Annotated in this window: 13 protein-coding genes; 11 read left to right on the top strand and 2 right to left on the bottom strand. The window is 39.1% G+C overall.

The annotated features are described in order from the left end of the window. Nucleotides 1-320: 320 nt before the first annotated feature. The gene (locus tag AC0L7T_RS07735; protein WP_473341966.1) at nucleotides 321-1,556 is read left to right on the top strand and encodes a sulfite oxidase; all 1,236 of its coding nucleotides are present in this window, start codon (nucleotides 321-323) and stop codon (nucleotides 1,554-1,556) included. A gap of 1 nt (nucleotide 1,557) precedes the next feature. Then, a complete protein-coding gene (locus tag AC0L7T_RS07730; RefSeq protein ID WP_473341965.1) occupies nucleotides 1,558-2,010 on the top strand; it encodes a hypothetical protein in 453 nt (150 codons plus the stop codon). A gap of 1 nt (nucleotide 2,011) precedes the next feature. Here AC0L7T_RS07730 and AC0L7T_RS07725 read toward each other — a convergent pair whose 3' ends face one another. Beyond that, nucleotides 2,012-3,343: a DUF3748 domain-containing protein gene (locus tag AC0L7T_RS07725; RefSeq protein WP_473341964.1), complete on the bottom strand. Its 1,332-nt coding sequence runs from the start codon at nucleotides 3,341-3,343 to the stop codon at nucleotides 2,012-2,014. Nucleotides 3,344-3,539: 196 nt separating this feature from the next. Between AC0L7T_RS07725 and AC0L7T_RS07720 the strand changes: the two genes are divergently transcribed. From AC0L7T_RS07720 to AC0L7T_RS07700, 5 genes are all read left to right on the top strand, one after another. Further along, a complete protein-coding gene (locus AC0L7T_RS07720) occupies nucleotides 3,540-5,705 on the top strand; it encodes a TIM-barrel domain-containing protein (RefSeq protein WP_473341962.1) in 2,166 nt (721 codons plus the stop codon). Nucleotides 5,706-5,927: 222 nt separating this feature from the next. After that, nucleotides 5,928-6,374, top strand: coding sequence for a hypothetical protein (locus AC0L7T_RS07715; protein WP_473341961.1), 447 nt, complete (start codon nucleotides 5,928-5,930; stop codon nucleotides 6,372-6,374). A 117-nt stretch (nucleotides 6,375-6,491) separates the two neighbouring features. Further along, a complete protein-coding gene (gene typA / locus AC0L7T_RS07710) occupies nucleotides 6,492-8,300 on the top strand; it encodes a translational GTPase TypA (protein WP_473341960.1) in 1,809 nt (602 codons plus the stop codon). 160 nt (nucleotides 8,301-8,460) lie between these two features. After that, the gene (gene pfkA / locus AC0L7T_RS07705; protein ID WP_473341959.1) at nucleotides 8,461-9,435 is read left to right on the top strand and encodes a 6-phosphofructokinase; all 975 of its coding nucleotides are present in this window, start codon (nucleotides 8,461-8,463) and stop codon (nucleotides 9,433-9,435) included. A gap of 2 nt (nucleotides 9,436-9,437) precedes the next feature. After that, entirely contained in the window at nucleotides 9,438-9,809 is a 372-nt protein-coding gene (locus AC0L7T_RS07700) for a hypothetical protein (protein WP_473341958.1), read from the top strand. Here the strand turns inward: AC0L7T_RS07700 and miaA are convergent. Continuing rightward, the gene (gene miaA / locus AC0L7T_RS07695) at nucleotides 9,797-10,708 is read right to left on the bottom strand and encodes a tRNA (adenosine(37)-N6)-dimethylallyltransferase MiaA (protein ID WP_473341957.1); all 912 of its coding nucleotides are present in this window, start codon (nucleotides 10,706-10,708) and stop codon (nucleotides 9,797-9,799) included. The genes AC0L7T_RS07700 and miaA overlap by 13 nt on opposite strands. 45 nt (nucleotides 10,709-10,753) lie before the next feature. On the opposite strand from miaA, the gene AC0L7T_RS07690 reads away from it, so the two are divergent. Genes AC0L7T_RS07690 through AC0L7T_RS07675 form a run of 4 tightly spaced genes read left to right on the top strand, consistent with a single transcriptional unit; the run spans nucleotide 10,754 to nucleotide 12,923 of the window. Beyond that, on the top strand, nucleotides 10,754-11,512 hold the full coding sequence (locus tag AC0L7T_RS07690) for an Hpt domain-containing response regulator (RefSeq protein ID WP_473341956.1): 759 nt from the start codon (nucleotides 10,754-10,756) through the stop codon (nucleotides 11,510-11,512). After that, entirely contained in the window at nucleotides 11,505-11,885 is a 381-nt protein-coding gene (locus AC0L7T_RS07685) for a response regulator (RefSeq protein ID WP_473341955.1), read from the top strand. The genes AC0L7T_RS07690 and AC0L7T_RS07685 overlap by 8 nt, the downstream gene beginning before the upstream one ends. Before the next feature lies 1 nt (nucleotide 11,886). Next, nucleotides 11,887-12,165 (top strand): hypothetical protein, encoded by a 279-nt coding sequence (locus tag AC0L7T_RS07680; RefSeq protein ID WP_473341954.1) that lies wholly within the window; start codon nucleotides 11,887-11,889, stop codon nucleotides 12,163-12,165. Further along, entirely contained in the window at nucleotides 12,162-12,923 is a 762-nt protein-coding gene (locus tag AC0L7T_RS07675; protein ID WP_473341953.1) for an MBL fold metallo-hydrolase, read from the top strand. Before AC0L7T_RS07680 ends, AC0L7T_RS07675 begins: the two co-directional genes overlap by 4 nt. The last annotated feature ends 20 nt before the right edge of the window (nucleotides 12,924-12,943 follow it).

The following is a 12,943-nucleotide window of genomic DNA, read 5'->3' as shown; positions in this document are numbered from 1 at the left end:
AAGGTACTCTGCTGAACATTATATGTCCTGATACCAGCCTTTGATTTATAGCTCTCTAGGATTCGCCCACTTTCAACCCAGCATTTCTTCTGTTTTGGTTTTATTAAGAATAAGGAGAACTACCTAAAAGCAAAGGGAGATGACACCTAAATCATGCCCTAAGCATTAGAATAGGATATTGGCAAACCTTTCATAGTTACCTTTTTCCCTCAATGGACATAAATGATCCCTCATATATATTAGAGATAATATAGGTTTTCGCTTGCCTATTTCTGGTTAAAATGGTTTAATTTACAATTTCATTTGAAACCAGAATACCTATGGCATTAACAGAAAATCCAAATAGGAGAAACTTCATAAAAAAGACAGCATTAAGCTCAATGGCAGCCTTACTAGGTACTAATGTAGTCTTTGCCCTTCCGGAAAATTACACCCCTGTGGCACTAGAGCAAGACAATGACCCCTTTACACTTTTCGGCAAGAATAAGGAAATGATTGTGCTCAATGACAAGCCCTGGAATGTGGAATCAAAAGCCCATTTACTGGATGATGCAGTCACACCCTCAGATAAAATGTTCATCAGGAACAATGGCCTGATTCCTGAAAAAATAGAGGTGGAAAATTGGACCTTGACCATCAAAGGAGAGTCCATAGATGAAGAGAAAACTTACACACTGAAAGACTTAAAAACAAAATTTCCTATTCATACTTACCAACTTGTTTTGGAATGTGGTGGGAATGGCAGAAAAGAATACTATCCCCCTGCAAAAGGGAACCAATGGTCTTTAGGTGCTGTATCTTGTGCCAAATGGACAGGCATCCGTTTAAAGGATTTATTGAAAGACGCAGGCATAAAAAACAATGCGGTATACATAGGCTACCATGGTGCCGACAAACACATCAGCCGAGACCCTAACAAAGAACCCATTTCCAGAGGGATCCCCATTGCAAAAGCCATGGATGAGTATACGATTTTAGCTTTTGCCATGAACGGAGAAGACATTCCTATTGCCCACGGGCATCCTTTGCGTTTGATCGCTTCTGGCTTTCCTGCATCAGTTTCAGGAAAGTGGCTGGAGGCTTTATCCATCCGGGACAAGGTTCACGATGGTGAGAAAATGGCAGCCCCTTCCTATTCAGTACCCAAATTCACAGTTGAACCAGGTGCTCAGGTGAAGAATGAGGACATGAAAATCATTGAAAGCATGCCTGTGAAATCACTGGTTTCTTATCCTAAGTCAGGCGCAATGATTAAATCAAACCAAGCCCTTGAAATAAGAGGACATGCCTGGACAGGTGCAGAGCGCATAAGTAAAGTAGAATATTCCATTGATTTTGGAGCTACATGGCATCCATGTAACCTTCAGAAAGCTGTCAATCGCTATGCCTGGCAACATTTTAAAGCCACTATAAACTTTCCTCAAAATGGATACTACGAAGTGTGGGCCAAAGCCACTGACAATACTGGCCTTAGTCAGCCGATGGTTACCCCAGGATGGAATCCTAAAGGATATCTAAACAACGCTTGTCATAGAATCGCCATAAAAGTAGCTTAAAATGGGAAAATTAAAAGTAATCCTAATCACAGTACTAATCGTCTTGGTAGCAATCGGCGGTTACCTGTGGTCAATTAAAGAAACACCCTTAGCTGATGGGGAATTCATTAAAGCTGATGCACCAATAGAAGCAAACCCTTTGGCATCGGAAATAGAAAATGGCATTCATATGCCAACTGGTTTCATTGCGGATGAAGGCCTTAACCTTGTCATCGCAAATTGCACCGCTTGTCACTCTGCTAAACTGGTCACACAGAATCACGCCGATAGGGCTGGGTGGGAAAAAATGATAAGATGGATGCAAAGCAGCCAAAACCTTTGGGACCTGGGCACACAAGAAGACATAATCCTCGATTATCTATCGAAAAACTATGCTCCAGAAGACGCCACCCAGAGTAACGCTGGCCGTAGGGCACCATTGATGAACATCGAATGGTATGAACTGAAAAACTAACTCAAGGTCTTTCAGCTACAAAAATTTGCACATGGCTTTCAACCTCTTGGTTGAAAGCTATTTTTTTACCATCGTTGGAATAATTTATAGCATAGGTTCGCGTTCCAAATTCCGGGCTAATTGCATTGGCTTTGCCAGGATTCATTTTCTCATCTATCGTATTGACAAAAATCTGGTCATTACAGACATAGGCAAACTCTCTTGTTTTAGGATGCCACCTAACGGTACTCTGCACTGAGGTAGAATGAAAGGAAACCTGTTTAGGCGTACCTCCATTTACTGGTATTATAAAAACCTGGTCGATTCCTTTGTTGTCTTTGGCTAAATAACTTAAGAAGGCTCCATCCATAGAAGAAGTCACCCAATGTCTAAATTCTGTAGTGACTCCAGGGTATTTTTCTCCTTCAGTAAAGGTAAGCCTTTTGGTTTTGGCGCCCGCTGGAGGCATGGGCATGGTCGTTGAAGTCCCGGCTAAAGGTCCTTCAGCACCTTCAATACTTATATCTTCTGGCACATCAACCACAAAAACCTCTGTAAGTTTCTCACCCTTGCTGGTCACAAGATCTCCTAAAAATGCCCTTGCCCGTTGCCAACTCCCATCTGATTTTTGATAGCCATTTTGTCCTACCCACCAATCACTATAGGCCTTGCTGATTTCCTCACTTCCAGGCCCTGGAGCAGGCACCACTTTTACCAAGAGTACGGAATACCATTCCCCCTGAAAATTTTCACCGGTTTTGGTTGAGACTTTAGGGCTTTTTATATTTCTTGTAGACACCCCCACTGTTCTTAGATTATGCGTTTCTCCTGTCTTTTCCTCCAAATCAAACATTAGGGCGTCATTATAAGTATACCCCAGCCAATTTCCATCACCGCTCCATTGATGCCTATGCGTTCCTCCACGCAAAGCTCCCGGAGTAAAAGGAGCCATTACATCCCTGCTGTCCATCCAATAAGAAGTCTGGGTTGATTCATTAACTATTTTCCCCAGTCTCCTGTGCATCGCATATGGTTTTTCTTTACTGGTAGGCGGTAAGCCATGAATAAAAACGACTTCATTTTCTGTAGGATGATAACTTACAGCCCCTACTCCAGGTCCAAATTCATCGGCATTTTTGGTCTTGTAGACAACTTTAGTTTTACCAGTTGCAATATTTACTTTTTCAATGATAGCATTTTCTCCGATCCCTCCTTCGTCAGGCCTTGTATCATAAACTATCCATGCATCGTCGGGAGAAAAATTTTGGTTATTGTCCATCGCGTGGTTCTGGGCTTGATGGGTCACTTGCCTAATTTGCCATAATTCCTGTGAAAAGAGAGGGGTGGTACTCATGATTAATAGTACTGGTAAAAGCCAATTATTTAGTTTATTAAGGGTCATTCGCATCGAGTCTTCAAATTTATATTTCAAATATACGCTGGAATGATTAAATAGTACTATTGTTTTACACGAGGTACCTATCAAGATGCCTTTTTAATCTTTTTTACTTTATTAATATTTCTATTTGAAAGACAATAATTTTAAAGCCATGAGATACCTGTTGTTATTTTGTTTTCTTACCTGTACTATTTACCAAGTTAATGCCCAGCAAATTGCTTGGGAAAGTATCGCTCCAGGGGTTTGGAAAGGAACTGTTGGAGAAGCTGAGGAATACAACCTCCTAACTGCTGCGGATGCGCAACCTAATGCTTCTGCCCTTTCAGACTTGGGACAAGCGCCCTTCCCAATTGGCAAAGAGGAGATCAAGGCCAAAGTATTGGATGGCAAAACTTATTTGCAATTCCCTCTTGATAAAACGGAGGAGGTTTATGGATTTGGATTAAATTTCAAAACCATTCATAAAAGGGGCAGAATCATGCGTCTTCATGTAGATCATTATGGAGGGCAGGACAATGGAAGGACCCATGCCCCCGTCCCCTTCTATGTAACCAGTAAAGGATACGGTGTTTTCATTAATTCATCAAGGTATATGGACGTTTATGCCGGAACAGGTTCTCGGTTAGACAGTAAAAACCCCGCAGAAGCATTGGATAGGAACACCAATCCAGCATGGACTGCGTCTCCATATTCTGACGCAGTTGAGATTCTTGTTCCCGCCAAGGGAGTTGTCTTTTATGTTTTTGCCGGGCCATCCATGCTGGAAGCTGTTCAGCGTTTTAATTTATTCAATGGAGGAGGGCCTATCCCACCAAGATGGGGACTAGGTTTTACACAAAGAGTGCATCGGCTTTTGGACCAGAACCAGGTATTGGCAGAAGTGAATGAATTTGAAGAAAGAGGTTTTCCATTGGATTTCATAGGGCTCGAGCCAGGTTGGCAGAGCAAGTCTTATCCCAACACCTTTGCATGGGATGAAAGTCGTTTTCCATCTCCAGAACAATTGATTCAAAAACTGAAGGAAAAACACATCAGTTTAAATCTTTGGATCAACCCATATGTTTCTCCGGAAGCCAGCTTCTATGACAAACTCAAGCCCTATTACGGAAGTCATACAGTATGGGCTGGTGCTGTTCCAGACCTTAGCATTCCTGAAGCACAAAAAATTTATTGGAAGCCTTTCAAAGATGACCATATCATTCCGGGCATTGGCGGATATAAGATTGATGAAGTTGACGGATACGACCGTTGGCTGTGGCCGGATGTGGCTCAATTTCCTTCTGGACTCGCGGCTGAACAACTTCGCCAAACTTACGGCTTGCTGGTACAAAAGCAATCCAGTGAACTTTTCAGAGAGCAAAATCGGAGAACTTATGGGCTGGTGAGGGCTTCTAACGGCGGTGGAGTTTCTTTTCCTTATGTCATTTACAATGACTACTATGACCATAAAGACTTTATAACGGCATTGATTAACAGTGGATTTTCGGGTCTTTTGTGGACACCTGAAGCCAGGGCTTCAAAAAGTTCTGAGGAATGGCTAAGAAGATTCCAGACCGTTGTTTTTTCTCCCATGGCGATGATCAATGCCTGGGCCAGCGGCACAAAGCCCTGGTCCTATCCTGAGGTAGCAGAGGAAGTAAAAGAAATGGCACTATTACGAATGAAAATGATGCCTTACTGGTACAGTAGTTTTGCCCTTTATCATTTTGAGGGAATCCCGCCTTTCAGGGCCATGCAACTTGAAAATGGATTTTCTATTAATAATGAGAAGCAAATAAATGGCATTTCAAATCTGGAAGAGAATCCCTACAATGAGGCAATAAAAAAAGAATTAAATGATCAATACATGGCTGGCCCTTCCTTATTGGTTGCACCAATCTTTGCAGGAGAAGATACCCGAAAAGTGGTATTGCCAAAGGGAAAATGGTATGATTTTTACACAGGAAAATATGTAGGAAATGGTGAAATCATTACAATCAACGCTCGCTTAGACCAAATCCCGGTCTTTGTCAAAGATGGCGGAATTGTCCCATTAATGGAACCCATGCTTCATGCACCTGGTAAAAACCAAAGTTTCGATTTGCAAATACTTCATTATGGAGAATCACCTGGTCACTATACTTTATATGATGATGATGGAATATCATTTGATTATGAAAATGGGCACTATTCTTGGAGAGATATAAATGTATCCAAGGAACCCAATGGAAAATGGAAAGGCTCCATTTCCACGGTTGATTCTCAAAAGCCGGACAATATTGGGGAAGTTAGTTGGGTATTCATGTCTGATGGAGAGGGCCAAAACCCTTTAAAGTAAAAGAAGGAATTTAGACTTCCACCCTCAGAATTTAAATTGGTTGTGAAATAGGACCTTTATCTAAATTTTCACCAATAACACAGCACCGAATCAACTCATTTTGTATCGATCTCTTTGGGAAATTAATCATTTCCCCTTAATAAAAAAATGAACATTTCACTGTGCTTCAGGTTAATATCAGATATTGTTTAAAATAAAATGGCAAACCAAAAACAAAAAAAAATGAAAAAATACCTACTTACTAAAAAAAGTTATTTCACTTACTTAACAGTGTTTGCAGTGCTCCTAGCCTTTTCGGCTTGTTCTACTAAAGTCACCTTCCCAGTTTCCAATATTGTACCGGCAGCAGAACCTACCGCTACCATCAGTAAAAACAAAGAAGGTGCCTATGATGTAAAAATAAACATCAACAACCTGGCACTCCCAGAGCGATTGTCTCCACCAAAAAAGCACTATATGGTCTGGATAGAGGCTTCTGGTCAAGGAATAACTAAACTTGGAGAGATCTCAAACAACAGAGGTGTTTTCAGCAATAGGGGAAAAGCATCCTTTGAAGGAGAGACCATGTACAAGCCTACAATGATTTTGATTACGGCAGAAAATAGTATGGATACAACGTATCCCGGATCAAACGTAGTATTAAAAAGCAAACCTTTTAAGGTAAAATAACATTTGGAACAAAGGCTATCTTATTTGATAAAATATATTATTTTATAATTATCTATAACAGATTTAAATACTTTTCCGAAATTTAATTCTTACTTTTGCATCTTAATAACATTACACATGCAGAGTATTCGAAATATTGCAATTATTGCACACGTTGACCACGGAAAAACAACCTTGGTAGATAAGATAATACACGCCTCAAAACTTTTCAGGGAAAATCAGCAATTTGATGACCTTATATTGGACAGCAATGATCTGGAGAGGGAAAGAGGAATTACCATTCTTTCAAAAAATGTTTCTATTAGGTATAAAGATACCAAAATTAACATAATAGACACCCCTGGTCACGCTGATTTCGGCGGAGAAGTTGAAAGGGTTTTGAAAATGGCAGATGGTGTTATTCTTTTGGTTGACGCTTTTGAAGGACCTATGCCCCAAACTAGATTTGTATTGGGCAAAGCACTTGAGCTTGGTCTTACACCTATAGTAGTGATCAATAAAGTGGACAAAGAGAACTGTCGTCCTGATGAAGTTCATGAAGCAGTTTTTGATCTAATGTTCAACCTGGATGCAACTGAAGAGCAGTTGGAGTTTCACACCTTGTACGGTTCAGCCAAAAACAACTGGATGGGTGAAGATTGGAAAAATCCTAATGACACCATTTTCCCTCTTTTGGATGCGGTAGTTAAATACATACCGGAGCCAAAAATTGAAGAAGGTACCACTCAGATGCAAATCACTTCTTTAGATTATTCAAATTTCGTTGGCCGTATAGCCATTGGAAGGATCAAGAGAGGAAGTATCAAAGAAGGACAACAATACGCGCTCTGCAAAGAAGACGGCGTAGTAAAAAGAGTTAAAGTCAAAGAACTTCATGTTTTCGAAGGACTAGGTAAAAATAAAGTAACGGAAGTCCAAGCCGGAGACATTTGTGCCATCACGGGTATAGAAGGTTTTGATATTGGAGATACTGTTGCAGATCTTGAAAACCCAGAAGCATTAGAAAGGATCTCAATAGATGAGCCTACTATGAACATGCTTTTCACCATCAACAACTCCCCTTTCTTTGGAAGAGAAGGCAAATTTGTTACTTCTCGCCACTTGAGAGAAAGGTTGATGAAGGAAACAGAGAAAAACCTTGCACTAAGAGTAGAAGCCACTGATAGTGAAGATAAATTCTTGGTATATGGTAGAGGTATTCTCCATTTGTCAGTTCTTATCGAAACAATGCGAAGGGAAGGCTATGAATTACAAGTAGGTCAGCCTCAGGTTATTTACAAAACAATAGACGGCGTTAAGCATGAACCTATTGAAACCTTAGTAGTAGACGTACCTGAAACATCTGCAGGTAAAGTAATAGAGCTGGCCACCCAGAGAAAAGGAGAGCTTTTGGTAATGGAACCTAAGGGAGATTTACAACACCTTGAGTTTAGCATTCCTTCCAGAGGATTGATTGGATTGAGGAACAATGTATTGACAGCGACACAAGGTGAAGCGATCATGAACCACCGTTTCTCTTCCTATGAGCCATTTAAAGGCCCTATCCCAGGTAGAATCAACGGTTCATTGATCTCTATGGACTCAGGTCAGTGCACGGCTTATGCCATTGATAAATTGCAAGATAGAGGAAACTTCTTTGTGGATCCAGGAGATGACCTTTACACTGGTATGGTTATTGGCGAGCACTCAAGAGACAACGATATCGTGGTAAACGTACAGAAAGGTAAACAACTTACCAATATGCGTGCATCAGGATCGGATAACAACGCAAAAATTGCTCCAGCCAAAAAATTCTCACTAGAAGAATCTATGGAATATATCCAAAAAGATGAATATCTCGAAATTACTCCAAAAAGTATTCGGATGAGAAAAGTCCATTTGGAAGAAAACGAAAGAAACAGAGCTGCCAAATCGCAGAACGCTTAAATTACTTAAAGGATGGAATTAAATTTTCATCCTTTTTTTTTAGCCAAATATTAAGTGTGTACTGGTAATTGGTTAATTTTACATTTCAGATTTACTCGGAATTTGGCAGGTAACTCCTTTTACCGGGAAACTGGGTATTGCTCATTAATGAAATATAGATATGAAAAAAATTGCAGTATATACCTCTGGTGGGGATTCTCCAGGAATGAATGCTTGTATAAGGGCAGTCGTTAGAACAGGGATTTATTATAACCTGGAAGTTTATGGAATCAAATACGGATATGATGGCATTATTAATGGCAACATTAAAAAAATGCAATCCCATTCTGTAAGCAATATTCTTCAAAGAGGAGGCACAATCTTAAAATCTGCCAGAAGCAATGAGTTTCGCACCAAAGAGGGGCGTCAAAAAGCTTATGATGAACTATCTAAACACGGTATAGAAGGACTCGTTGCCATTGGAGGAGATGGCACTTTTACTGGAGCCAAAGTTTTCTATGAGGAATTTGGTATTCCTGTCGTAGGTTGTCCGGGCACCATTGACAATGACATTTACGGCACAGATTACACCATTGGCTTTGATACAGCAGTTAACACTGCTTTAGAGGCTATAGACAAGATAAGAGATACTGCTGCAGCTCACGACCGCGTATTTTTTGTAGAAGTAATGGGAAGAGATAGTGGCTACATCGCTATAGAATGCGCCATAGGCGGTGGTGCTGAAATGGTGATGATACCTGAAACCACCACTACTATTAACGAAGTATCTGTATACCTGAAGAATTTGAGAAAAACAAAAACTTCTAGTATTGTGGTAGTAGCAGAAGGTGATGAAGAAGGTGGGGCGAATACTATTATGGAGAAAGTGAAAACGGAATTCATTGGTGATGAAAAAAAATTCAAAGTAACTACATTAGGCCACATTCAACGCGGAGGAAGCCCTACCGCTAAAGACAGACTATTGGGTAGCAGAAGTGGATTGGCCGCTGTAGAGGGCTTAATAAACGGCCAATACAACTGCATGGCTGGAATAATAAACGACCAGGTAGTTTACACACCATTTGATGATTGTATCAACAAAAACAAGCCTTTGAATAAAGACTATTTTAAGCTTCAGGAAATATTAAGTATTTAACCATGGGCTTTATTCCAATTTTCTTAACCCTTGGAGGTTTTGTTTTTCTATTTGTGATGGTGGTTCATCAAAATTTTAGACAAAAAAAACAGCTCTTTGAGGGTGAGTTAAAAAACATTTCTTCCACAATTAGAAGCATCCCCAAAACAAGTAATATCGATTACCATATACCGGATGTGCTCGATATTAAGGAAGCAGAAAGATTATTACAATCCCTAAGTGAGGAAGAAAAAACAGGTGAGTCTCAAAACCAAACAATTGCCATCCGACAAAAATTGGGTGAAGTGAAAAGGCTTCGTTACAATTATAACAAGTTAATTGAAACAAAACCTTACAGTTTCGTGGCAACGCTTATGAGGCATCACTCCCTTTGAGCATTTATAAGTTCGAGCATACCATTGATTTCATCTGGATGAAACCAATGGTATGCTTTGTCTTTTTTCAACCAAGTCACTTGTCTTTTTGCATATCTACGAGAATTTCTTTTAAGTAGTCTTATGGCTTCTTCTTTGTCATAGGCCCCATCCATGTAGGCGAAAATCTCCTTGTACCCAACTGTATTTAGCGCATTTAAGTCTTTATAGGGATACATTTCTTTGGCTTCATTAAAAAGTCCATTTCGAATCATGTTATCCATTCGCTTATCTATTCTTTCATACAATTCATCCCTTTCCCTGTTTAAGGCTATTTTGATGGTTTTAAACGGCCGGAAGACCTTCTTTTTAACCCTATAACTACTAAAAGGGGCACCTGTTCCCAAGCAAACCTCAAGAGCCCGGATCAAGCGTTGAGGATTTTGCCTATCAACACTTTCGTAATAATCAGGGTCTAATTTTTTTAATAATTCCTGGAGGTGAACAATCCCTTCTTTTGCATACAGGGAATTTAATTCTTCACGTATTCCTGAGTCTATATCAGGAATATGATCCATCCCTTGAACTACAGCGTCAGTATATAAGCCAGACCCGCCTGTTAAAATCAATAAATCTTTCTCTTTAAACAATGCGTTAATACAAGTGAGGGCTTCAGATTCATACCTCTTAACATCATATGGATCGTGAATTGATTTATTTCCAATGAAATAATGGGGCACCGTAACCAGCTCTTTATCAGAAGGTTTGGCAGTTCCTATATTAATTTCTTGAAAAAATTGTCTACTATCGGAAGAAATTATGACGGTATTAAATTTTTTGGCTAAATTTATGCACAAATCAGTTTTCCCAACTGCGGTTGGACCTGCAATCACCAGGATTATTTTATTTAATGGAGTCAAGATTCAGTTAGCTATTTTAAGCTCCGAATTTAAGGAAATTTGCCCATGAAAAACAAAAAAGTCTTGATAGTAGACGACAATGCCCTAAATCGGAAGGTATTTGAAAATGTAATCGGACACAATTATTTTTTTGAATCGGCATCAGATGGACTAGAAGCGATAGAATTATTAAAAAACAACAAATATGACATCATATTGATGGACATACAGATGCCCAAGCTAGATGGGATAAGTTGTCTTAAAATAATAAAGGAGGAGGAGATTACGGACATACCTGTTATAGCTATTTCGGCTTACTCAAATCAAGGAGACCGGGAATATTTTTTATCGACAGGCTTTGATGATTTTATTGCCAAGCCGGTAAAGCCTAAGGACTTGTTAGAGGCGATCCATTTCCACTTAAATCAAATTAAAACTAGAATAAATATTCCTGAAAAGGAAAAAGACATTGAAGTCGATATAAATGAATCAGTAATCCAGCAATTATTAAAATACCACAGCTTGGATAATATTAAATCGGTTTACAACGATTTTTTAGAAGAGGCTGAAAACCTCACGGAAGAAATAAAAATATTGGCAGATTTCAATAAATTTGAAGAAATTGGAGAAAAACTTCACATATTGAAAGGTAATTCAGGTACACTCGGTGTAAATATGATGTATAAGGTAACTGCTTTGTTTGAGAAAAAAATCAAAAATTCCACTACCGAAGGAATAAATGATGATATTGATCAATTGAAGTCCAGCCTAAGTAAATTCAAACAGTTGGTAGAAAACGATAAAATTTTTATGAAATATGAGTGATGCAAAAAAAGTATTGGTAGCTGAAGATAGTTCGGTTATAATCAATCTAACAAGGAATGTACTATCCTTCGAAAATTTTTCAATGACTGCCGTTAAAAATGGTCAGCAGGTTCTAGACAAACTTGACAAAGAGGATTTTGATTTAATTCTTATGGATATAAATATGCCGGTAATGGATGGTATAGTTTGTACCAAAGCCATCCGAAAACTTTCAGACCCAGTAAAGTCTAAGATTCCTATTATCGCCATTACTGGCAATTATAAAAATTACACCCTGGATGATTTTAAAAAGGCGGGTTTAGATGATTATATTCAGAAACCTTTAGATTATGACTTATTATTGTCCACTGTAAAAAAACACATTTACAAATAAAATGGCCATAAAATACACCAAAAACTTTTTGGATAAACTGGAAAATATTTTTGCCTCATCAGAGTATCATTTGAGATATGAGAAAGGTAATTTTAAATCTGGTTATTGTATTTTAAAAGACACTAAGATTGTTATTGTCAATAAATATTTCACGCTTGAAGGCAAAATCAATGCTTTGCTGGACCTCCTTAAAACACTTGATTTTAACCCACAGTCCTTTGATAATCAAAAGCAACAGGATTTCCTTATTGAACTTAAACAAACAGAACTGAAGCTTTGAACATCACATTTTTAGGAACTGGCACATCCCAGGGTGTACCGGTAATTGGTTGTAATTGTAAAGTCTGCTCCTCTTTGGACTATCGAGACAAACGCCTCAGGTCTTCTGTGCACCTGGAAATAGACGGATTAAGCATTGTCATAGATACTGGGCCAGACTTCCGGGCACAGATGCTTACAGAGGCTGTGACACACCTTGACGCCGTTCTTTATACCCATGAGCACAAAGACCATACTGCAGGACTTGACGATATTCGCCCGTTCAATTTCAAACAACAGATGGATATTCCACTGTATGGAACAGATCAGGTGTTAGAACAAATAAAAGGTGAGTTCTCCTATATTTTTGCCAAAACCAAATACCCTGGAGTTCCAAGGGTTATTCTCAATAAAATTTCTAATTCGCCATTTGAAATACAAGGAATTCCAATCATCCCGATACAAGTAATGCATAACAAACTACCTGTATTGGGTTACAGGATTGGCGATTTCACCTATATCACCGATGCCAATTATATTCCACCAGAAGAAATTGAAAAAATAAAAGGGAGCAAAATACTAGTAATCAACGCATTACAAATAAAACCACATATTTCCCATTTTACCCTTTCAGAAGCTTTGGAGTTCATCGCTTTAATAGCTCCTGAAAAGGCATACCTAACGCATATTAGCCATCAGATGGGCACACACCAGGATGTGACGACTACCTTACCTCCTAACGTTGCCATTTCCTATGATGGCCTGAAATTGCACCTTTAACATGCACCTTAATTATCACT

This window comes from Cyclobacterium sp. 10D3-21, assembly GCF_055809755.1.
This window is presented reverse-complemented; position numbering and strand designations above follow the sequence as displayed.

What these genes read in the sequence shown, in the direction of transcription:
- AC0L7T_RS07725 (WP_473341964.1), bottom strand. Translation starts at nt 3,343, where the DNA reads ATGAGTACCACCCCTCTCTTTTCACAGGAATTATGGCAAATTAGGCAA.
- AC0L7T_RS07685 (WP_473341955.1), top strand. Translation starts at nt 11,505, where the DNA reads ATGAGTGATGCAAAAAAAGTATTGGTAGCTGAAGATAGTTCGGTTATA.
- typA (WP_473341960.1), top strand. Translation starts at nt 6,492, where the DNA reads ATGCAGAGTATTCGAAATATTGCAATTATTGCACACGTTGACCACGGA.
- AC0L7T_RS07735 (WP_473341966.1), top strand. Translation starts at nt 321, where the DNA reads ATGGCATTAACAGAAAATCCAAATAGGAGAAACTTCATAAAAAAGACA.
- AC0L7T_RS07730 (WP_473341965.1), top strand. Translation starts at nt 1,558, where the DNA reads ATGGGAAAATTAAAAGTAATCCTAATCACAGTACTAATCGTCTTGGTA.
- pfkA (WP_473341959.1), top strand. Translation starts at nt 8,461, where the DNA reads ATGAAAAAAATTGCAGTATATACCTCTGGTGGGGATTCTCCAGGAATG.
- AC0L7T_RS07720 (WP_473341962.1), top strand. Translation starts at nt 3,540, where the DNA reads ATGAGATACCTGTTGTTATTTTGTTTTCTTACCTGTACTATTTACCAA.
- AC0L7T_RS07700 (WP_473341958.1), top strand. Translation starts at nt 9,438, where the DNA reads ATGGGCTTTATTCCAATTTTCTTAACCCTTGGAGGTTTTGTTTTTCTA.
- AC0L7T_RS07715 (WP_473341961.1), top strand. Translation starts at nt 5,928, where the DNA reads ATGAAAAAATACCTACTTACTAAAAAAAGTTATTTCACTTACTTAACA.
- AC0L7T_RS07680 (WP_473341954.1), top strand. Translation starts at nt 11,887, where the DNA reads ATGGCCATAAAATACACCAAAAACTTTTTGGATAAACTGGAAAATATT.
- AC0L7T_RS07690 (WP_473341956.1), top strand. Translation starts at nt 10,754, where the DNA reads ATGAAAAACAAAAAAGTCTTGATAGTAGACGACAATGCCCTAAATCGG.